The sequence below is a fragment of the Gordonia soli NBRC 108243 genome (genome assembly GCF_000334455.1).
Lineage (GTDB): Bacteria > Actinomycetota > Actinomycetes > Mycobacteriales > Mycobacteriaceae > Gordonia > Gordonia soli.
This window is the reverse complement of sequence record NZ_BANX01000002.1, coordinates 221281-242105: the sequence shown is the minus strand read 5'-3', so window position 1 is coordinate 242105 and position 20825 is coordinate 221281. Positions and strand designations below refer to the sequence as shown.

Annotated in this window: 23 protein-coding genes; 14 read left to right on the top strand and 9 right to left on the bottom strand. The window is 67.3% G+C overall.

The features are described from left to right. Positions 1-4 precede the first annotated feature (4 nt). A complete protein-coding gene (locus GS4_RS01665; protein WP_007616842.1) occupies positions 5-757 on the bottom strand; it encodes a DsbA family protein in 753 nt (250 codons plus the stop codon). A 92-nt stretch (positions 758-849) separates the two neighbouring features. Between GS4_RS01665 and GS4_RS01660 the strand changes: the two genes are divergently transcribed. Together GS4_RS01660 and GS4_RS01655 are read left to right on the top strand one after the other, a co-directional pair. Continuing rightward, positions 850-1140 carry a pyridoxamine 5'-phosphate oxidase family protein gene (locus GS4_RS01660; protein WP_007616840.1) on the top strand — a complete coding sequence of 97 codons (291 nt, stop codon included), beginning with the start codon at positions 850-852 and terminating at the stop codon, positions 1138-1140. Positions 1141-1280: 140 nt separating this feature from the next. Then, complete coding sequence (locus tag GS4_RS01655; protein ID WP_007616838.1) at positions 1281-1874, top strand: LysE family translocator; 594 nt, start codon at positions 1281-1283, stop codon at positions 1872-1874. A 258-nt stretch (positions 1875-2132) separates the two neighbouring features. Here GS4_RS01655 and GS4_RS01650 read toward each other — a convergent pair whose 3' ends face one another. Both GS4_RS01650 and GS4_RS01645 read right to left on the bottom strand, forming a co-directional pair. Continuing rightward, the gene (locus GS4_RS01650) at positions 2133-2834 is read right to left on the bottom strand and encodes a cation efflux transmembrane domain-containing protein (RefSeq protein ID WP_007616834.1); all 702 of its coding nucleotides are present in this window, start codon (positions 2832-2834) and stop codon (positions 2133-2135) included. Beyond that, positions 2834-3169, bottom strand: coding sequence for an ArsR/SmtB family transcription factor (locus GS4_RS01645; protein WP_007616832.1), 336 nt, complete (start codon positions 3167-3169; stop codon positions 2834-2836). Before GS4_RS01645 ends, GS4_RS01650 begins: the two co-directional genes overlap by 1 nt. 110 nt (positions 3170-3279) lie before the next feature. Here GS4_RS01645 and GS4_RS01640 point away from each other — a divergent pair, with 110 nt between their 5' ends. The 3 genes from GS4_RS01640 to GS4_RS01635 all read left to right on the top strand — a co-directional run bounded on the left by GS4_RS01640 (position 3280) and on the right by GS4_RS01635 (position 5464). Beyond that, positions 3280-3699, top strand: coding sequence for a nitroreductase family deazaflavin-dependent oxidoreductase (locus GS4_RS01640; RefSeq protein ID WP_040508992.1), 420 nt, complete (start codon positions 3280-3282; stop codon positions 3697-3699). 125 nt (positions 3700-3824) lie between these two features. Next, a complete protein-coding gene (locus GS4_RS25485) occupies positions 3825-3962 on the top strand; it encodes a hypothetical protein (protein WP_157226446.1) in 138 nt (45 codons plus the stop codon). Positions 3963-4090: 128 nt separating this feature from the next. Next, positions 4091-5464, top strand: coding sequence for an LLM class flavin-dependent oxidoreductase (locus GS4_RS01635; protein WP_007616828.1), 1374 nt, complete (start codon positions 4091-4093; stop codon positions 5462-5464). Positions 5465-5580: 116 nt separating this feature from the next. Here the strand turns inward: GS4_RS01635 and GS4_RS01630 are convergent, their stop codons facing one another. After that, entirely contained in the window at positions 5581-5916 is a 336-nt protein-coding gene (locus GS4_RS01630) for a histone-like nucleoid-structuring protein Lsr2 (RefSeq protein WP_007616826.1), read from the bottom strand. A 965-nt stretch (positions 5917-6881) separates the two neighbouring features. Here GS4_RS01630 and trhO point away from each other — a divergent pair. From trhO to GS4_RS01595, 6 genes are all read left to right on the top strand, one after another. Beyond that, positions 6882-7784: an oxygen-dependent tRNA uridine(34) hydroxylase TrhO gene (gene trhO / locus GS4_RS01620; protein ID WP_051989590.1), complete on the top strand. Its 903-nt coding sequence runs from the start codon at positions 6882-6884 to the stop codon at positions 7782-7784. After that, a complete protein-coding gene (locus GS4_RS01615; RefSeq protein WP_007616821.1) occupies positions 7781-8848 on the top strand; it encodes a CobW family GTP-binding protein in 1068 nt (355 codons plus the stop codon). Before trhO ends, GS4_RS01615 begins: the two co-directional genes overlap by 4 nt. 164 nt (positions 8849-9012) lie before the next feature. Beyond that, positions 9013-10092, top strand: a complete 1080-nt coding sequence (locus GS4_RS01610; protein ID WP_007616819.1) for an N-acetylmuramoyl-L-alanine amidase — start codon at positions 9013-9015, stop codon at positions 10090-10092. A 60-nt stretch (positions 10093-10152) separates the two neighbouring features. Then, on the top strand, positions 10153-11067 hold the full coding sequence (locus GS4_RS01605; protein ID WP_007616817.1) for an SDR family oxidoreductase: 915 nt from the start codon (positions 10153-10155) through the stop codon (positions 11065-11067). After that, positions 11067-11834 (top strand): fructosamine kinase family protein, encoded by a 768-nt coding sequence (locus GS4_RS01600; protein WP_007616815.1) that lies wholly within the window; start codon positions 11067-11069, stop codon positions 11832-11834. Before GS4_RS01605 ends, GS4_RS01600 begins: the two co-directional genes overlap by 1 nt. A 9-nt stretch (positions 11835-11843) precedes the next feature. Continuing rightward, positions 11844-12425: a nucleosidase gene (locus GS4_RS01595; protein ID WP_007616814.1), complete on the top strand. Its 582-nt coding sequence runs from the start codon at positions 11844-11846 to the stop codon at positions 12423-12425. A gap of 20 nt (positions 12426-12445) precedes the next feature. On the opposite strand, the gene GS4_RS01590 is transcribed toward GS4_RS01595, so the two are convergent. From GS4_RS01590 to GS4_RS01575, 4 genes are read right to left on the bottom strand one after another with little or no spacing between them, the layout of a single operon-like run. Continuing rightward, positions 12446-13447, bottom strand: coding sequence for a DUF6542 domain-containing protein (locus GS4_RS01590; RefSeq protein WP_007616812.1), 1002 nt, complete (start codon positions 13445-13447; stop codon positions 12446-12448). A 2-nt stretch (positions 13448-13449) separates the two neighbouring features. Beyond that, entirely contained in the window at positions 13450-14700 is a 1251-nt protein-coding gene (locus GS4_RS01585; protein ID WP_083862603.1) for a DNA recombination protein RmuC, read from the bottom strand. A gap of 44 nt (positions 14701-14744) precedes the next feature. Next, a complete protein-coding gene (locus GS4_RS01580) occupies positions 14745-15377 on the bottom strand; it encodes a methylated-DNA--[protein]-cysteine S-methyltransferase (RefSeq protein WP_007616809.1) in 633 nt (210 codons plus the stop codon). Between the two features lie 59 nt (positions 15378-15436). After that, complete coding sequence (locus GS4_RS01575) at positions 15437-17047, bottom strand: AlkA N-terminal domain-containing protein (protein ID WP_007616807.1); 1611 nt, start codon at positions 17045-17047, stop codon at positions 15437-15439. A 116-nt stretch (positions 17048-17163) separates the two neighbouring features. Here GS4_RS01575 and GS4_RS01570 point away from each other — a divergent pair, with 116 nt between their 5' ends. The 3 genes from GS4_RS01570 to ychF all read left to right on the top strand — a co-directional run bounded on the left by GS4_RS01570 (position 17164) and on the right by ychF (position 20039). Beyond that, a complete protein-coding gene (locus tag GS4_RS01570) occupies positions 17164-17499 on the top strand; it encodes a hypothetical protein (protein ID WP_007616805.1) in 336 nt (111 codons plus the stop codon). A gap of 81 nt (positions 17500-17580) precedes the next feature. Beyond that, positions 17581-18948 carry an AI-2E family transporter gene (locus GS4_RS01565; protein ID WP_007616802.1) on the top strand — a complete coding sequence of 456 codons (1368 nt, stop codon included), beginning with the start codon at positions 17581-17583 and terminating at the stop codon, positions 18946-18948. Between the two features lie 11 nt (positions 18949-18959). Continuing rightward, entirely contained in the window at positions 18960-20039 is a 1080-nt protein-coding gene (gene ychF, locus GS4_RS01560; protein ID WP_007616800.1) for a redox-regulated ATPase YchF, read from the top strand. Here the strand turns inward: ychF and GS4_RS01555 are convergent. Then, on the bottom strand, positions 19991-20824 hold the full coding sequence (locus GS4_RS01555; RefSeq protein ID WP_245555529.1) for a helix-turn-helix domain-containing protein: 834 nt from the start codon (positions 20822-20824) through the stop codon (positions 19991-19993). The genes ychF and GS4_RS01555 overlap by 49 nt on opposite strands. Between the last annotated feature and the right edge of the window lies 1 nt (position 20825).

Below are 20825 nucleotides of genomic sequence, written 5' to 3'. Positions count from 1 at the left end.
GTGACTAGCTGCCGTCCTTCTGCGCCAGCAGCTTGTCCAGCCAGCCGGTGCCGTCGAGGATGCCGTTCACCGGTGCGCCGGCCGACAGGACGGTGGGGGTGCCGACCTGGCCGCCGGTCGCCTTGGACAACTGGTTCTCCGACTCGTCGGCCGCATTCTTGGCGGTCTCGAGCGATGCGCCATCGGTGATGCACTTCTGGGTGGCGGCGTTCGCACCCTGCTCGCCGGCGATGCGGGCGAGGTCGGTATTCGACAGGTCGGTGTCGCCGCCCTCCTCGGGCTGCGCGGCGAACAGTGCGCTGTGGAACTTGAGGAAGACGTCCTTGTCGCCCGCCTCGCCGACACACTGTGCCGCTCCCGCTGCGCGGGACGAGTAGTCGCCGGAGGCCGAACGCTTGTCCAGGAAATTCAGCATGTGATAGCGAATGCGCAGCTTGCCGTCGGTGATCGCCTGTCCGATCGCCTGACCCGACTGCTGCTCGAACTCCTTGCAGACCGGGCAGCTGAAGTCCTCGAACACGTCGATCGTCCGAGGGGCCGCGGCATCGCCGATGATCAGCGCGGCGTTCTGCGAGAGCACGGCTTCGTCGACCCCGCCCTTGTCGCGATTGCTGTTCCAGATCACGCCACCGATCACCAGGGCCGCGACGGCGATGATGGCCACGCCGGCCAGCACGTAGGTGGACCTCGACGAGGTCGTCCGGGTCTGGTACTTGGAGGGCGACGCCCCCGTGGACGAGCGCTTGTTGCTCACCATGTCCTCGCGTTCGATCGATGGTCGGTCGCCTCGACTCTAGTCAGCTCCGGCGAACACGGAATCGGTCGCGTGCGGAACGCGTTGTACGCCGCATGTCGTCCATCGAGATCTCTCCCCGTGTAGCAGAGCGCGTAGCCGACGAGCAGGTCATCTGGTTGACCACCGTCGACACCGACGGCAGGCCGGTGCCGACCCCGGTCTGGTTCCTGTGGTCAGACGACGAGGTGCTCGTGTTCAGCCGGCCCGACACACCGAAGCTGCGCAACATAGGTGAGAACGATCGCGTGGCTCTGAACCTGAACTCGAGTTCGTCGGGCGGTGACGTCGCCGTGCTGACCGCCCGCGCACGCATCGACCCCGACGGGCCGAATCCGGCCGAGTGATCGGAGTTCACCGCCAAGTACACCGACGGATTCGTCGCCATCTCACAGTCGCCGGACGAGTTCCGCGACACGTACTCGACGCTGATCCGCATCCATCCGCAGCGCATCCGCAGCTGGTGACCGAAAGGCTCTGAGCCCTGGTGCAGTTCACCCTGCTCGCGGGCTTCGTGGGGGTCGCACTCGTCGCCTACCTGGTGCCCGGCCCCGACTGGCTCATCGTGGTGCGCGGTGCGACGATGTCGGCGCGACACGGCGCGATCACCGGTCTGGGCACGCAGGCGGGCCTGTTGGTGCACGGGCTGCTGGCGACCGTCGGCGTCTCCGCAGTGGTCGCGGCGGCGCCATGGGCGTTGCTGGCCATCCAGGTCGCCGGTGCTATCTACATCGGATATCTCGGCATCAGCGGACTCCGACGTCGTGGTGCCGACGCGGAGGTCGGTCCGACGGGATGGCGACAGGCATTCGTCACCAACCTGACCAACCCGAAGGTGATCGTCTTCTTCGTCGCCGTGGCACCACAATTCGTCGACACCGGCTCGGCCGTCTGGCCGCAGATGCTCGTCCTCACGGTGGTCGACGTGGTGATCGGGATTATCTGGTGGGTGCTCCTGGCGTATTTGCTGCGGCCGGTCATCGCCCGCGTCGGACCGGCGCGAATCGCGAGAGTCGCCTCGGTCCTCCTCGTGGTGGTGGCGGTCGCGTTGCTCGCATACTCCGTGGTGGAGTATCTCTGATCGCGGCAGGTGACACGCTCGACCAGCCGAACCCTGATGTGGCTCAACCGATCCCCGGGTCCCGAGGGGGACGGCTGATCGACTCGTCGTGCATCCTCGCATCACACGCGCGGCACACGTAGAGCCGACACGGATGGGGTAGGTGTGTGTTGTCCCAACCGACCAGGATGCGGTTGGGGCCGAGTTCGTGACCGTTGGGACATTGGGTCGGGAAGACCTCGTGCATCGGCGGCCTCTCTCAGCCTCCGCATGCTCACCCTATGATGCGCCACCGACGGACTCGCAGCATCCTGCTGGTGCACCGTCGATCGGTGCGCAACACACGTCGCCGCGCCACGCGGCGACTCCTTCTCGTGCGGCGACCGCCGCGATCACCAGTGCCGCAACGGGATCGGCCCAGGACCAGCCCACCAACCAGTTGACCACCAATCCGACGAGCAGAATCGCCGACAAATAGGTGCACAGCAAGGTCTGCTTCGAGTCGGCGACCGCCGACCGCGAGCCGAGTTCGCGTCCCGCTCGACGTTCGGCCCAGGACAGGGCAGGCATGATCGCGAGGCTGACGGCGGCCAGCATGATCCCGATCGTCGAGTGGCGCGCCGGATCGCCGATACCGGTCAGCGAACGCACCGAGTCGACGCTCACGTACACGGCCAGTGCGAGGAACGAGACCGCGATGATGCGCAGCGCGACCTTCTCCCGGCGTTCAGGGTCTCGGCCGGCGAACTGCCAGGCCACTGCTGCGGCCGAGGACACCTCGATCACGGAGTCGAGTCCGAAGCCGATGAGGGCTCCCGACGAGACGCGTGCTCCCTCGGAGATCGCGACAACGGCCTCGATGACGTTGTAGGTGATGGTCCCCGTCACGAACCAGCGGATTCGGCGCTGCAATGTCCGGCGGCGGGTGTCGTCGACGCGGGGGACACCTCGGGGCGAGGGGAGCCCGAGGTCGGCGGACATCAGCAGCAGCCGCGGTCGTCGGAATCGGCGCAACAGGCCGGGTCGATCGCGAGTACCAGTCCCAACATGTCATCGAGCACGGTGCCGATGGTGGGGTCGGCGAGCTCGTAACGGGTTCGCCGGCCCTCGGCGATGGCGCTCACCAAGCCGCAGCCGCGCAGGCAGGCGAGGTGGTTGGACAACGTCTGACGGGAAACGCCGATGGTGTCGGCGAGGTCGGATGGGTAGGCCGCCCCGGTACGTAAACACAGCAGAACCTGCGTCCGGGTCGAGTCGGACAGTGCGTAACCGAAGCGCGTGAGGGCATCTCGTTGGGTGACCAGGACCGTCTCCATGGAGCGAAATAGTACATCGATTTCTGAATTCATAAAAGGGTGAACTATCGACGGCGTCCGACGACGCGGGTCGCGGGACACGATCGACCTCGGCTGGCACTCTGGATCCCGTGGCAGCAGCAGACGAATTGCACGGAGATCCGCACGTCGAGCGTTACCTGGAGACCGACGGTGCGGAAGGGTACGAGTGGAACGGGACCCACATCCTGATCCTGTTCACGAAGGGCCGGAAGTCGGGCACCGAGCGCCGGCACGCGCTCATCTACCGCGACTGGGGCGACAACGCCTATCTGGTCGTCGCATCCAAGGGCGGCACCGATCAGCCGCCGGCCTGGTTCCTGAACCTCGAATCCGATCCCGACGTCGAGGTGCAGATCAAGGGGGATCGCTTTTCGGCGCGAGCGCGGGTCGCGACCCCCGACGAGAAGCCGGAGGCGTGGGCCCGGATGGTCGAGGTCTGGCCGGACTATGACGACTACCAGGCCAAGACGTCCCGGGAGATCCCCGTCGTGGTCCTCGAGCGGAAGTGATCCGAACCGCACCGGCCGTGCCAGGGTGATCGGGCCGACGAGTCGTCGTCGGTACCGGGACCGGCGCAAGCGGTTTCGTCACCGCAGCCCTTCGAGCTGGAGGATCATCTAAACTCCCAGCCATCATGAGGTTGACTGCTCAGCGGCGCACCGACCGTGACCGGGCCGAGGGTTCCCGGGCGCTTCGCGGGATCCTCATCGGCCTCGCGATCTCGGTGGTGCTCTGGGCTGTGATCATCGGCCTGCTCGTCTGGTTGCTCTGACCGCCGCGGTCGTGCACCGCGGCGTCCCGCCTCGGCGCTGGGCTTCCGATCATCAGGAGTCGAAGCCTGTTCGCTGCGAACGCCTCCCGGTTGACTCGCCCTCACCCGACAGTGAGGACGTACTCTCCATGACCCGTGAACTTCATCTCGGCGGATTCCTGATCGCATCACCGGTGACCCACTCGCACGCCGCCTGGCGGCACCCTGGATCGGAGACCGACTATTTCGGCCCGGACTATTACCACCGTGTCGGCCGCATCCTGGAGCGCGGACTCTTCGACTTCGCCTTCTTCGCCGATCTGCTCGCCGCGCCGATCCGATTCGGTGCCGACCAGACCGAGCCGCTGCGTCGGGGGACGCAGGCGGCCGCCACCATCGATCCGAGTCTGGTTGCGGCGAGCATCGCGGCCGTGACCACCCATCTGGGCGTCGCGGTCACCAAGTCCGCGACCTATTTCCACCCCTATGAGGTGGCGCGCCTGTTCGGTTCGCTCGACCATCTGACCCGTGGACGAATCGCCTGGAACATCGTGACCTCGCTGTCACAGGCCGAGGCGCAGAACTTCGGGTTCGATCAACACGTCGCCCACGACGAACGGTACGCCCGCGCCGAGGAATTCGTGCAGACAGCAGTCAAACTGTGGTCGAGCTGGGACGAGGACGCGGTCGTCGCGGACAAGGGAACCGGAGTCTGGGCCGACCCGACGAAGGTCCGTGCCGTCGACCACGAGGGTGAGTACTACCGGACCCGCGGCCCGCTCAACCAGCCGCGTTCGCCCCAGCATCGACCGGTTCTGATCCAGGCCGGGTCCTCGAGCCGCGGAAAGGATTTCGCGGCTCGATGGGCCGAGGCGATCTTCGAGATCGATCCGACACCGGAGGGACGGCGCGCCTACTACGACGACGTGAAGTCACGCGCCGACAACCACGGGCGCAATCCCGACCACGTGAAGATCTTCCCCTCCTTCATCCCCTTCATCGGCGAGACAGAGTCCATTGCACGCGAGAAGCAGGCCTTCCACAACGAACTCGCCGACCCGGTGTCGGGATTGATCACGTTGTCGGTGCACACCGACCACGACTTCTCCGGGTACGACCTGGACGCGCCGTTGGAAGACGTGCAGGTGTCGGGCACGCAGGGGCTCTTCGACGTCGCCCGGCGCCTCAGCGAGCGGGACGAGCTGACGTTGCGCGACATCGGCCGGCTCTACGCCGAGGGGGTTCTGCTGCCTCAGTTCGTGGGCACCGCATCCGATGTGGCCGACCAGATCGAGGAGTCGTTCACCGGGGGAGAGGCGGACGGGTTCATCGTCTCGACCGCGCAGTCACCCGGTACCTTCAACGACTTCGTCGATCAGGTGGTGCCGGAGTTGCAGCGTCGCGGACTGTTCCGACGCGAGTACCGGGGCAGGACGCTGCGCGAGCACCTCGGACTCGGCCATCCGACCGACGACCTGCCTGCCGACGTGCGGGGCGAAGGCCGAGTGCCGCTGGCCGGCTGAGGGGACAGGACGCACACGGCTGCACATACGCCGACAGGGCCCGGATCCGAATGGATCCGGGCCCTGTCGGCGTATGTGGTCGTGACAGGCCCCCCGCGGGTGTCGCCGCTGTGAGGTCAGTGCGCCTCTTCGAAGGCCTCGATCACGGCGCGCGGGATGCGGCCGCGGTCACTGACGTCGTGGCCGTTCTTCTGGGCCCACTGGCGGATGGCCTGGGTCTGGTCCTTGCTGCGTCCGGCGCCGTTGGTCACGGTCACGCGCTTGGGCGAGCGCGATGTTGCCCGGGAGACCTCCACGTACTTGGACAGCGAGTCGCGGAACTGCTGGGCGTGCTTCGAGGACGTGTCGAACTCGTATGTCTTGCCGTCCAGGCTCCACTTGACGGTCTCGAATTCGTCGAGGACTTTGCCGTCGATGTCGTCGATGACCTGAACGATTTCTTTTCGTGCCATGGTGTACTCCCTGTTCTGACCTCAGAGCGGACTCGCGCGACCGTTCGCGCACGAGATGTCTGACCCCCCCTGTCGAGGACATCATATACACATCCAATTAAGGAATGACTGAGAAGGTGCACCATTCCTAGAGGTATGTGAAATCCGCAAAGAATGCTGCAGGTCATGAAGTGGGAACTGAATCCGAATCCGTGTCGGAAGGTTCATCGCTGCGGTTCATCGGATCATCTGTGGAATCGCCGGTCGCGCCGCCCAGCAGTGACGTCGGAGCGCGGTCCTCGGCATCGATCACCCGATAACCGGTCGGGGTAATGGCGAATCCGGAACGGGATCCGGACTCGATGCAGTACAGCCCCACCGACTCGCTCAGGCATGAGAAGCGGGAGACGGTGATCGTGTTCCCGTACTCGACGATGGCGCTGCGGTAGAGGACGGGGGAGCGATTCGCGCAGGCCCCGCGCTCGGGTCCGTCAGAGTCGAGGACGACCAGCGTGCTCGACCAACGGCACGACGAGGGCTCGAGCGACGGGCGCGGAATCGGGCGTGCGACATCGCGATCCATCCGGCACACGAGCGAGGAGGTGCCGTTTGTGCCGGTCGAACACGACGTCCGGCGATCCGGTGTGGAGAAGTGGAATCCCGAGGAATCCTGGGGCGGCGAATCGGGTGCGGTGGCACCACGACGGAACAGGGAGTTGTCCTCCCGCGGTGCGCTGGCGATCACCCGACCGATGGACCAGGACGGCAGCGAGACAGTGTTGTCGTCCGTCGGCTCGCTCGCCTCCGAGGTCGTCGGCACCGCGGTCTCGGTCGATACGTCGTCGGTGGGGGGCAACACGATCTGTGACGGTTTCGGGTCGTTCGCGAGTGAACAGCCCGCCAGGGCCGAGAAGGCCGGTACCAGCAGGGCGACGGCGGTCAACAGCCATGCCGAACCGCGCCGCCGTGGTCCGTACGCTTGCACTGTGTCGACCCCCAAGATCGTCTCGTTCTACGTGTTCGCCCCGCTGCCCGACCCCGAGGCCATCCGCCTCTGGCAGTACGCGGTGTGCGACGCACTGGGACTCCGCGGGCGCATCATCGTGTCGGGGCACGGCATCAACGTCACCGTCGGCGGTGAGTTGGGTCCGGTGAAACGGTACGTCACCACGACGAGGTCGTATCCGGCGTTCGCGAAGCTGACCCCGACCTGGTCGACCGGCACTGGCGACGACTTCCCCCGGCTGTCGGTGCGCACCCGGGCGGAGGTGGTCACCTTCGGTGTCCCGGACGAGGTGACCGTGGACGCTGACGGAGTGGTCGGCACCGGAACCCGACTCAGCCCGCGCGAACTGCACGAACTCGTCACGGAACGCGGTGACGACGTCGTCTTCCTGGACGGTCGCAACCAGGTGGAGGCTCAGATCGGTCACTTCGCCGGAGCGGTGACGACGGGCGCCGCGACCACGCGTGATTTCGTGCCCATCCTCGACAGCGGGGCGTTGGACCATCTGAAGGGGCGCCCGGTGGTCACCTACTGCACGGGCGGTGTGCGGTGCGAGGTGCTCAGCGCGCTGATGCGCTCGAGGGGCTTCGGTGAGGTGTATCAACTCGACGGCGGTATCGCCGCCTACGGCGCGGAGTACGGCGACGACGGCTTGTGGTCGGGGTCGATGTACGTGTTCGACAAACGTATGTCGGTGGACTTCTCCGACCACACCGAGCTCGTCGGCCGCTGCTCGGAATGTGGTCGGGCGACCAACCTCGTCGCGAATTACCCGGACGAACTCGGTCGCGAGCTCGCGGTCATCTGTGACGGTTGTCTCAAAGGACTCGAAAGGGAACATCCGGACACGCCGTTCGCGTCGGCAGTGAGTGACCCGAGATGACGCCGTCGGGGGTTCCGGTGATCGTGCTCGCGGGATTCCTCGGTTCCGGAAAGACCACCTTGCTCAATCATCTGCTGCGTACTTCAAGAATGCGCATCGGAGTTTTAATCAATGATTTCGGAGCAATCAACATAGACGCTTTGTTGATCGCGGGTCAGGCGGACGGAACCGTCAACTTGGGTAACGGTTGCATATGTTGTTCCGTGGACGCGGACGGGCTCGAAGACACGCTGCTCCGACTGACGCGTCCCCGCGCCGGAATCGACGCCGTCGTGATCGAGGCGAGCGGGATCGCGGAGCCGCGGACGTTGATCCGGATGGTCACCGCGATCGCCGACGCTCGGATCCGATACGGCGGACTCGTCTACGTCGTCGACGCCGTATCGGTCTCGATGGTCCGAGATCGCCATCCCGAGATCGACCACCACGTCTCGGTCGCTGACCTCATCGTCGTCAACAAGGCCGATCTGGTCGAGCCGCCGGAGCTGGAGCGTGTCGGCGACTTGGTGCGGTCGGTCAACCCGACCGCGCCGCGGGTCGTCACGATCGACGGCGCGCTCGATCCCGCTGTGCTGTTCGATCCCGTGGAACGCGTCATCCCCGACGACGTCGGTCCGCGGCAACTGACGCTCGACGAACTCGTCGAAGAGATCGCGCACGACCACTCGGCCGGAGACGGCGCCGACAGCGAGGGTGACCACTCCGGCCACCTCCACGCCGCGTACACGTCTGTCGAGTTCACCAGCGCCGAGCCGATGGACCCGCGAGCACTCGCCGCCGTCCTCGAACGCCCCCCGGTCGGCAGCTACCGGATCAAGGGGGTGGTCTCGTTCGACCTACCGGGGCATCGGCAGCGCTACGTGGTCCACGCCGTCGGCGGATTCGTGCGCGTCGACCGTGGTCCGTGGCGCGGGGAGCAGCCGTCCACCGCGCTAGTGGTCATCGGCACCGGACTCGATGCCGACGACGTGCGTCGGCGACTGTCGGAGGCGGTTCGCAGGACCGACACAACGGACGAGCACGGAATCCTCAGCATCACGCGCCACCTGCCCGACGCGGGCTGAACGCGACGTCACGGCTGGCTAACGATTGCGTCGTCCCAGTTCGCGAACTTCCCAAAGTCGCCGACGGGTGTTTCACTTGAGGCCACTGTGACTAATGTGGCCAGAGTTGCGCGATGGAAGGAGCGTGGCGGATGCGTAGGGGAACGCGCGTCTGCCCGACAGCTATGAACCAGAAACGACCTCTTCGAGTCCGGTCCGCCGGCATGCTCACCGCCCTCGCCGTGGTCGCCGGCTCCGCCCTCGCCGTCGGTGCGCCCGCGACGGCTGCGCCGGCCCCTGCTCCCGCGCCCGCGGGCACGGCGTTGGCGGGCAAGACCGTCTTCCTCGATCCCGGCCATCAGGCCAGCGCGGCCGGTCATCGGCTCGATGCGCAGGTACCCGATGGTCGGGGCGGCAAGAAGGACTGCCAGACCACAGGGGCGACCGGCGTCAACGGCGCACAAGAGCACACGGTCAACTGGGAGATCACCCAGCTGGTCAAGGCGGGCCTCGAGAGTCAAGGGGCGCGCGTCGTGCTGAGCCGGCCCGACGATCGCGGCTGGGGTGGCTGCGTCGACCAGCGTGCCGCTGCGGCGAGCAGGTCCGGTGCTGCGGTGGCGGTCAGTCTGCACGCCGACTCGACGACACGCGGCGCCGACAACGCCAAGAAGGGCTTCCACCTGATCGTGCCCAAGCTCCCGGTGCCGGACGCCACGGTCAGCCGTGTGCAGTCGAGCGAGGGCCGCAAGGCATCCGAGACGATGCGGGACGCTTTCGTCAAGGCGGGCTTCCCGTCGGCGAACTATGCCGGCGTCAACAACGGCATCCAGACGCGATCGGACATCGCAGCGGTCAACCTGACCAAGGTCCCCGCCGTGTTCCTCGAACTGGGCAATCTCTCCAACCCAGGCGAGGCTGATGCGTTGAGCAAGAAGGACGGTCAGCTCAAGTACGCGATGGCCGTCACGCAGGGCATCCTCGGCTACGTCCGGGGGCCGGTCGCCTCCGGGACCACGCCGCCGTCGTCGACCACACCCGGCACCGCGAGCCAGCCCGGGACATCGACCCCCGGAACCGACGACAGCACTGCAGACGACGGTCTCGCGACCGTGCTCCCGTTCGTGCAGCAGCTGATCGACTCGAAGGATCCGAAGGTGATCTTGGCTCTGCTGAGCAGCCAGGGACAGGATGTCTCGGCGCAGATCCTCAAGGCGATGCTCCAGGTGATCTACGGGCTGTTCGGCGGCAAGCTGCCGATCGGCTGACCGCACTCGTAGGCGGCAAGGTGACCATCGAGTGGGCGCCCGACGTCTAGGGTTGGCCTCATGGGGCTGCGAGATCTGATCGTCATGGACACACCGGTGCCGTCGCTGCGGGGGCGGGTGGTGCTGATCACCGGTGCCGCGAGCGGTATCGGCAAGGCCACCGCGTTGGCCGCCGCTCGCAACGGCGCGCGTCTGGTGCTCACCGACCTGCACGCCGATCCGTTGGAGGCGGCGGTCGGCGAGATCGCCGCGGCGGGAGGCGACGTCCTCTACCACCGAGCCGGTGATGTCTCCGATTACGAGTGGGTCGCCGCGTTCGCGCGGGAGGTCGACGCCGAGGTCGGTGTGATGGACGTGGTGATGAACATCGCCGGCGTGTCGGCGTGGGGGACGGTCGAGAACCTCGAGCACCGGCATTGGCGGCAGATGGTGGACGTCAACCTGATGGGTCCGATCCACATCATCGAATCCTTTGTGCCGCAGATGGTCCGTCGCGGGACCGGCGGCCACCTGGTGAACGTGTCGTCGGCTGCCGGTCTGCTCGCGTTGCCGTGGCACGCCGCCTACAGTGCGAGCAAGTTCGGAATCCGGGGGGTCTCCGAGGTACTGCGATTCGATCTGCGCCAGCACAAGATCGGCGTCTCGTTGGTGTGCCCGGGCGCTGTCAAGACGCCGCTCGTCGGCACCGTCGAGATCGCCGGCGTCGACCGTGACAATCCCCGGATCAAAGCGGCCGTCGGGCATTTCGAGAAGGCGGCCATCGCTCCCGAGAAGGCCGCGTCGGCGATCCTCACCGGAGTCCGCAAGAACCGCTTCCTCGTCTACACGTCCTTCGACATCCGATTCGGTTACTGGTGGGCACGAAAGTTCGCCCTGCCGTACGAGATCGCGATGCGGGTGGCCAACGACCGGTTCAGCCGACTGGCCCGGGTCAGTGCGGCCACCGCCGAGGTCGACGCCGCGTCCAGGCGGTGATGGCGGTCTCGACCTTCCGCAAGGACCGCAGCGACGTCGACCCCGACTTCTTCGCTGCAGAGGCGGCCGGCCTTCGCTGGCTCGCGGCGGGTGGGGGACCGGTGGTTGGGGTGCGTACGGTCGGTGCGCACCACATCGAACTCGACCGACTGGAATCGGCTGCGCCGACAGATGATGCCGCGAGCCGGTTCGGTCGTGAGCTGGCCCGGATGCACGTCGCCGGTGCGGACCGGTTCGGTTCGGCGCCCGAGGGGCACACCGGCAGGCAGTTCATCGGCGAACGCGCCCTGAGCAGTCGAACTCATTCTCGTTGGGGGGAGTTCTATGCCGCCGAGCGCGTGGAGCCGTATCTGGAACCCGCATGTCGGGCCGGCAATCTCACCGCTGTCGACGAGTCCGCGGTCCGTGATGCGTGCGTCGTGATCGCCGGCGGAGCCTTCGATGACGACGAGCCGCCGGCACGGCTGCACGGCGACCTGTGGACTGGGAACGTGCTCTGGACGCCGGCCGGTGTCGTGCTGATCGACCCGGCGGCGCACGGTGGACACCGCGAGACCGACCTCGCCATGCTCGCACTGTTCGGGTGTCCGCTCCTCGGCACGATCATCGACTCCTATGACGCCGAGACCCCACTTCGTGCGGGATGGCAGGATCGGGTGCCGCTGCATCAGTTGCACCCGCTTGCGGTGCACGCGGCCGGTCACGGGCCGTCGTATGGGAAGGCCCTGGGGCAGGCCGCGCGCGAGACGCTGCGCGCGGCTGGATAATCGACATCTGTGAGCAACGATCAGTCCGTCCTCGTCGTGTCCGCCACCCGCTCGGAGGCGAAGCACGTCCCCGACGGAACCCGCCTGCTGATCACCGGGATCGGCAAGGTCTCCACGGCCATCGCACTCACACGTGCGTTGTCCGACGGGCCGCCGGTCGATCTCGTCGTCAACATCGGTACGGCCGGCGCCCTGCACGCACACCACAGCGGGCTGTTCGTGCCGTCCACGGTGATCGAGCACGACATCAGCAGCGCTGAACTCACCGCCATGGGATACCCGGTGGTCGACAGCTGGACGCTGCCCGATGGTGACGGCACAGTTCTGGCATCGGGGGACACCTTCGTCGCCGATCCGATCCGACGTGACGAACTCGCCCGGCGCGCAGATCTCGTCGACATGGAAGGCTGCGCCATCGCCCACGTGAGCGCCGAATTCGGGGTGCCCTGCCGCCTGGTGAAGGTGGTCAGCGACAGTGCCGACGAAGCAGCCATGGAATGGCCGACGTTCGTCGACGCCGCCGCCCGTGAGCTCGGCACATGGTTGCGCGACGCCGATCTCGTCGGCCGATCTGTGGTGGCACCAGGCTGATCGAGTCCGGGCCGGTCGGCTCACGCGCGGTTGCGGGACCTCGTCGACTGCGTTCCGGTGGAGCCGGACGCAGCCGGTGCGGGGGCGCTACCGCGTTCGGCCGATGCCGTCGTGGAGGCGATCGTCGAGTCCGGTCGGGGCCGTGCCTGACGAGACGAACTCGGTCCGCTCGATGTGCCACCGGTACCGGAGGCCGAGTCACCTGCGGCCCTGCGCACGTCACCTGCGGTGCGCCGACGTGTCGGAGGCGGGGTCGCCGATCCCGCCTCGCCGGCGGGTCGTTCGGTGCGTGCGCGTCGGGTCCGAGGTGCATCGCCGCGGCTCGTCGTGTCACGACCGGCGTCGCCGGCATCGGTGCGGCGGCGGCGCGGCGCATCGGAGGGATCTGCTCGCCGGCGGCGCGGCGCCGACTGAGGATCGCCATCGTTCGGATCATCGTCCCGCTTCGCCGCCTTGGTGCCGCGCGAGTGCGAGGGCGTGGTCGCGGATCGCCGCTTACCCGGCGTCCGTTCACCCGACGCTCGTCTGCCCGACGCCTCGTTGTCCGGCCGCGGCTTCGGATAGCGCAGGCTGAACTTCTCGCCCGGCTGTCGGGTGAGGTACCAGCGACCGAGGACGAGGAGCAGCGTGACGATGAAGGTCACGGCCATCCAGGGAAAACCGTCGGCGATGGGGAGCAGCACCTTGAAGATGAGGCTCTTGATCCCGGACGACGCCTGATCGGCGTTGAGGCCGTAGAGCGTGATGATGCCGACGAGGAATGCGATGAGCGGCGGTTGGGCGGCTGCGGTGAACAACGCGCGTCGGCGGACCAACAATGCGGCCGCCACACAGCCCACCAGATAGCAGAACTTGTAGATGGCACCGAGGCCATTGCTGTTGTTCGCGTCGACGGCGGCACCGACAGCGGTGACGATCGTCGCCAGCAACACCGCTCCCCACCAGGGCAGACCACGCAGCGTCGGGAGAACCGACTGCTCGTTGGGAGGTACCGCGGAACGGGTACGGAGGGCAAAGGGCACATCTAGACGGTACCGGGTGGATCGCCGATCTCGGCGAACCGGCCGTTCATGTTGCGCTGTTCCGTCACGGGGGGTGACTCGGCAGGTGGGTCCGCGGGCGGCGTCGCATGTCGGACGACATCGTCGACGAGGGTCGGCCGTGACACGTCGGAGAGGTCGCCGAGGGCCTCGAGGTCGGCGAGTTTGCGTGCGGTCACGCCCAGACGTGCGTCGACCGCGCCGACTGTCGAGTTGTAGGCCTCGACAGTGCGGCGAAGCGAGCCACCGAGCCGGTCGACGTGCCCGAGGACGGTGCCGAGGCGGTGGTGGAGTTCTGTGCCCAGCTCGTGAATCACCGCGGCGTCGCGGGCCATCGCATCGTGTCGCCAGCCCAATGCGACGGTCCGCAGGAGGGCCATCAGCGTCGACGGTGTGGCGAGGACGATGTCGTTGGCGAATGCGAACTCGAGCAGGTCGCCGTCCATCCGCGACGCCGCCTCGAGCACCGGATCGCTGGGCACGAAAAGGACGACGAGTTCCGGCGTGTTGTCGAAAGCGGCGGGGTAGTCCTTGGCGGACAGTCGGTGGACGTGCGCGCGCATCGCCTTGGCGTGTTCGCGGAGTCGCGCGGTCTCGACCTCGGGATCGGTCGCCGAGATCGCGGCGAGGTAGGCGTGCAGAGGCACTTTGGCATCGACCACGATGTCGCGGCCACCGGCGAGATGGACCACCAGATCCGGCCGGACACCGCCGCGCTCGCTGCCCGATGAGGATCCGGCCCGTGCCGACACCTGGGTGCTGAAATCACAATGCCTGGTCATGCCGGCGAGCTCGACGACCCGTTCGAGTTGCAGCTCGCCCCATCGACCTCGGACGTGCGGGGTGTGCAGGGCGTTGGTCAGTTGTCGGGTCTGTTCGTTGAGTTGACTCGATGCGACCTGCATCCCGCGGACCTGCTCGGCCAGGCCCGCGTAGGCGCTGACCCGGTGATGCTCGACTCGGCGCAGTTCTTCGCCCAGCTGTGACAACCCGTTTCGAAGCGGATCGACGATGGTCGACACATGTGCACCGATCACCGACGACTGCCGCCGGGCGACATCTTCACCGACTGCCGCGAGTGAGCGGGCGGCGAGGTCGTGGGACGCCCTCATCGCGTCGGCTTCACCGCGAGCGGCCGCCAGCTCGCCGGCATTGCGAGCGGTGTGCGCCAGCCAGCCGATTGCGATCCCCGCGATCAGCGCGAGTGCCAGCCCGCCGACCATTGCTGCGTTCATACATGCGATGGTGCCCGGCGGGTCCGACAGTCCGGCGAAACCCCTCAGTCGGCGAATCCTCGGTCGGGGGAGTCGACCTGGGGTGATTCGTGGGCCAGGAGGTGCCGCTTCACCTCGAGTCCGTACCGGAACCCGCCGAGGCCGCCGTCGCCGCGCAACACCCGGTGGCAGGGCACGAACAGGGCGGCGGCGTTGCGTGCGCACGCCGACGCGGCCCCGCGAACCGCAGCGGGACGGCCGGCCCGCTCGGCGAACTGTGTGTAACTGACCGGCTCGCCGGCGGGCACCGTGCGGAGGACATCCCAGGCGTGGACCAGGAAATCGCCCGACTGCTGACGTACGGCCACATCGTCGATCGCGGTGAGATCACCGTCGTAGTAGGCGATCACGGCGTCGGTGATCTCGCCCAGCGAGGCGATCTGCTCGAGCGATCCGGGACGAAGGGTCGGGTGGACCAGGGCGACGAGGTAGTCGGGATCGTCGGTCCAACCCGAGGCGAGGACCACCGAGTCCTCGTCGACCACCGCGGTGAACGGTCCGCTGGGGGTGCTGACGGTCGACCATCGCGCGACGGTGGTGGGTGATGCGGCGGAACGTGATCCGCGGCGCTCGGTGGGCGGCTGCGGGGTGGTGCCGCGCGGTTGTTCGGTGGGCGGGACCAGGTCGGTCACGGACATCGGGGTGCTCCTCGGTTCAGGTGGACGGTTTGGGGTCGTGAAGCGAGCGGCAGTGTGGCTCATACGATCCGGGCATCCGGATCGAGGGCGGCCACGACGGTCGCGTCCTCGGGCGTCATCGGTGCATCGCTCGTGGTCTGGTCTGCTGCCCGCACGGTCCCCGACGGCTGCAGGATCGGGTCCGCGGCGGACAGGCGGTGGTGCCACAGGTACATCGATGCGTAGGAGCGCCATGGCGCCCACCGGCGTGTGTCGTGGTCGAGGTCGATTCCGAGGGCATCCGCGGACTGCCGGATGACCAGGTCTCGGTCGAGCAGGATGTCGGGGTCCCCCGTGACCCGCATGGCGACGTAATCCGCCGTCCACGCGCCGATCCCGGGCTGTTCCATCAAGGTGGCACGCATATCTGACGCAGCCAGACCCGGATGCAGTTCCAACCGACCGTCGGCGAGTCTGCCGGCGGCGCCGACGATCGACTCGATCCGGCGTCGAGGGCCGGTGAGTACCGAGGCCCCGTGTTCGGCGATGACAGCCGGGGTGGGGAACCTGCGCCAGCCCGGATCGTCGGCCCAGTCGATCGGTGCACCGAGTTCGGTGATCAACCGGTTCACGTGGTGTCGAGCGGCCTTGACGCTGATCTGCTGACCGATCATCGTCCGGATCAAGGTCTCGGCGGGGTCGACGCTGCCCGGAACTCGCAGACCGGGTGCAGCGGCGACGAGCGGTCCGAGTGCGGGATCGGTCGCGAGTGCCTCGTCGGCGGCCGCGGTGTCGGCGTCCAGGTCGAACAGCCGGCGGATACGGTTCACCGCCACGCCGAGGTCCCGCATGTCGAGATGGGCGAACTCCACCTGCAGGTGCCCGTCGGCCGGTGTCGCCGTGACCAGCGCCGGACCGTGGGGGAGGTCGAGCACGCGACGGGAGCGCCAGCCGGTCTCGTCGTCGATCGTCACCTCTTCGAGTCCGTCGACCTGATGCGCCGACAGGAACCAGTGCAACCACCGCGAATGCAACGGCTTGCGGTGTGCGAGACGCAGGGTGAGCGGAGTGCCCGGGGCACCCGGCGGCGTCGCCGTCGAGCCCTTGGGCCGCAACGCCCGCAGTCGGGTGGGTGTCAAGGCGAACACGTCGCGGATGGTGTCGTTGAACTGTCGCACGCTCGAGAACCCGGCGGCGAACGCGATGTCGGTCATCGGCATCGAGGTGCACTGGATGAGAGTCCGCGCGTTGGTTGCCCGATGAGCGCGCGCCAGGGCCAGCGGACCGGCCCCCAGCTCGGCGGTGAGGACGCGGGTCAGGTGCCGCGCCGAGTACCCGAGATGTTCGGCGAGTCCGTCGACGCCGTCACGCTCGACGACTCCGTCCCCGATCAGTCGCATCGCGCGGGACGAGAGGTCGGCGCCCGCATTCCACCGCGGAGAGCCGGGCACGGCATCGGGCAGGCAGCGTCGACAGGCACGGAAGCCCTCGGCCTGCGCGGTCGCGGCCGTCAAGACGAAGTGCACGTTCTCCGCTCGGGGTGTCTGGGCCGGGCAGGACGGTCGGCAATAGATCCCGGTGGTGTGCACCGCAACGATGAACTGGCCGTCGAAACGGGTGTCGCGGGCCTTGACCGCGCGGTAGCACCAGTCGAAGTCGAGCGCCCGGTCGGCGTCTGCTGCGATACTCATGGCTCCACGATGACAGGCCTCGCCGACAAATTCTGGCGGGTATCGGACATCACCGTCTGTCCCGCTGATCGGGCGATTCGAGTGACGTAGATAACACTCGGTGGCACCATGAGGCCATGAGCACACCGGTGGGTGACCGACGACGAGGTCGGAACCGCGAAGCCGCCCTGCACGAGTTCCCGGCCTGGGGTCTGGAGATCATGATGGGTCTCTACGGTCCGGAGACCATCCGAGACGCCTGCGCCGACGGCGCCCGGAACGCCGCCGAGTCGGCACCTACGGATGCACTTCCCGGAGCCGGACCTCTGACACCGACGGGCGGAGCAGCCCCAGCGCACCAGCCCGCGGGATGCGGCCCGCGTGCCGCCGACCCGGTGTCGCCCATGATGATCGAGCTCGAGGCGATCAACGAACTAGCGCGCTACCTCGAGCGGAAGCTTCGCCGACGCTGAACTCGCCCGTCCGCACGGAGGCGCGGCGGCACTTCGCATCGGATTCGAGCTTCACGATGTCGGATGTGTGAAGATCGTGATGTGACAGAAGCGTTGGGCGGCAAGCCCGCGGAGGGCACCGTCGAATCGTCCGTGTCGGCACGTACCTATCCCAGTCGCGCCCAGGTGTTCCTGGCCGGGTTGCGGTCGAGTTCGGTGGTCGGTCTACAGGTCGTCCTGGTCGCGGCCGCCCTGTGGGTGCTGTTCTGGGTGCTCGGCAAGCTCTGGGTCGTCCTGCTGCCGGTGCTCTTCGCCGTCATCGTGTGCACGGTGCTCTGGCCGCCGGTGCGGTGGATGCGTAACCGTGGGGTTCCTGCCGCGGCAGCATCTCTGGTGATGATGCTCGTCGGCATCGGCGTGCTCGCCGGTGTCATCGCGCTGATCGTCCCCTCGATCGTCGACCAGGCGCCAGAACTCGCGGCACGGGCGACGGACGGTGTCCGGAGGTTGCAGGACTGGATTCAGGGTCCGCCGCTGAACGTCAAGGACGACCAGCTCGACAACATCGTGGAGACCATCACCGGGCGCTTGCAGTCGAGTGCATCGACCATCGCGGCCGGTGTGTTCAGCGGAGTCGGGACCGCGACGTCCATGCTGATCACCCTGTTCATGACCGTGGTGCTGGTGTTCTTCTTCCTCAAGGACGGGCCGAAGTTCGTCCCGTGGCTGAACCGGACCGTCGGGCATCCGTCGGGCGCACACGTCAGCGAGGTCCTGCAGCGCATGTGGAATGCGCTCGGCGGGTTCATCCGCACTCAGGCGATCGTGAGCTTCGTCGATGCGGCGCTGATCGGCGCCGGGCTGTTCATCCTGCAGGTGCCGCTTGCCGGCGTCCTGATGGTGATCACCTTCCTCGGCGGTTTCATCCCCATCGTCGGCGCGTTCGTCGCCGGTGCGCTCGCCGTGTTGATCGCCCTGGTGTCCAACGGTCTGACCACGGCGCTCATCGTGCTCGGCATAATTCTCGCGGTGCAGCAGTTGGAGGGCAACGTGCTGCAGCCGTGGTTGCAGTCGAAGGCGATGGAACTGCACGCGGTGATCGTGCTGCTCGCGGTGACGTTGGGCGGCACTTTGTTCGGGATCACCGGCGCTTTCCTGGCGGTACCCGCGGCGTCCGCTCTCACCGTGATGTTGCGGTACCTGAACGAGCAGATCGCCGAGCGCGCAGGCGAACGATTGCCGCCGGCGGGTACCGAGGTCTCCGAGCAGGTCGGGGTTCCCGACAAGTCGCCGTCCGGGGGCGCGTCGGACGCGGGTACCCGCCCCGCTGGTGCCTCGTCGAACGAGGTGGTGGCCACGGTCGTCGTCGACGACCCTGACGAGCCTGCCGGTGACGCGACTGATGCGCCTGCGGGCGCCTCAGGCGACGTACCGGGGAAGGCCGACGAGGGCGGCGACACCGACCGATAGACTGGGCGGTCGTGAGTCTCACCCTCGGAATCGTCGGACTGCCGAATGTCGGCAAGTCCACCCTGTTCAATGCCCTGACCCGGAACGACGTGCTGGCCGCGAACTACCCGTTCGCCACCATCGAGCCCAACGTCGGCGTGGTCGAGCTGCCCGATCCGCGCCTCGATCGACTCGCGGAGATCTTCTCCAGTGAGCGCATCCTGCCCGCGACGGTCTCCTTCGTGGACATCGCCGGCATCGTGAAGGGTGCGTCCGAAGGCGAGGGGATGGGCAACCAGTTCCTCGCCAACATCCGCGAGGCCGACGCCATCTGTCAGGTCGTGCGCGTGTTCGCCGACGACGACGTGGTGCACGTCGATGGTCGGGTCGATCCCTTCTCCGACATCGGGGTCATCGAGACCGAGCTGATCCTGGCCGACCTCCAGACCATCGAGAAGGCGCTGCCGCGGCTGGAGAAGGACGCGCGCAAGAACAAAGATCTCGCCGAAACGGTCGCCGCAACGCAGAAGGCGCAGGAGATCCTCAACGAGGGCAAGACCCTGTTCTCGCAGAAGGATTCGTTCGACCTCGGTGCCGTGCGCGAGCTGCACCTGATGACCGCCAAGCCGTTTCTCTACGTGTTCAACGCCGATGAGTCGGTGTTGACCGACGAGGCTCGCAAGGACGAGCTGCGTGCCGCGATCGCCCCCGCCGATGCCGTCTTCCTCGACGCCAAGGTGGAGAGCGAACTCCTCGAACTCGAGGAAGAGGACGCGCAAGAATTGCTCGACTCGATCGGCCAGACCGAGCCGGGGCTGCGGTCTCTCGCGCGGGCCGGGTTCCACACTCTGGGTCTGCAGACCTACCTGACTGCAGGGCCCAAGGAGTCCCGCGCCTGGACCATCCACCAGGGCGACACCGCCCCCAAGGCGGCCGGCGTGATCCACACCGACTTCGAGAAAGGCTTCATCAAGGCCGAGATCGTCTCGTTCGGTGACCTCGACTCCGCGGGCACGATGGCTGCGGCCAAGGCCGCGGGCAAGGTGCGCATGGAGGGCAAGGACTACGTCATGGCTGACGGGGACGTGGTGGAGTTCCGGTTCAACGTCTGATTCGATTCCGGTCGATTCGCGTCCCGGTAGGTGCCAGGCGTGTGGCCGGTCACCCGGCTGAATGCGGCGATGAACGCACTGGTCTTGCGGTAGCCGACCGCGCGGGCGACGGCGCCGACAGGGTCGCCGCCGACGAGTAGGCCGATGGCTGCATGGACGCGCGCGTAGGTGCGCCATCGAGCAAAGGGCAGGCCCGTCTCGGCGGCGAACAACCGGGACAGGGTGCGTGCGCCGACGTGGACTTCGGCGGCCCACGCGTCGACGCCGCGGTCGTCGGCCGGGTCGGCGACGAGTTGTTCGGCGATGGGCCGTATTCGTGGATCGGTCGGCATGATGAGACGCAGGTCATGTGACGATGCCGGTCGGAGTAGCGCGAACAGCAGGCTCTCCGCGGCCGGCCTCGTCGGATCGTTGTGTTCGATTCGCTGTAGATGATCGATGAGCTCACGCAGGAGCGGGCCGACGATCACACCGGTCGGCTCTGGCCAGTCGATCGGGGAGCGGTCGGCTGCGAAAACGAGCGTGAAACCCTCACCCCGCCGCAGGATCTCGCCCGAATGCTCGACGTTGCCCGGGATCCACAGGCCGTAGCCAGGAGGCACCAGCCAGTCCCGGTCGCCGGCTGTGACGGTGACCGTCGCCGTCGCCGTGCCCATGAGCAACGGCTCAGGATGGGAGTGTGCGGCCGGCAATTTCATCGCCGGCGCAACCGCCCCGTGCGCGATGCTCAGGATCGGTGAGGCACCGAGACGGGTGGCAGTTTCGGGGTACTGATGGTCCGCCATG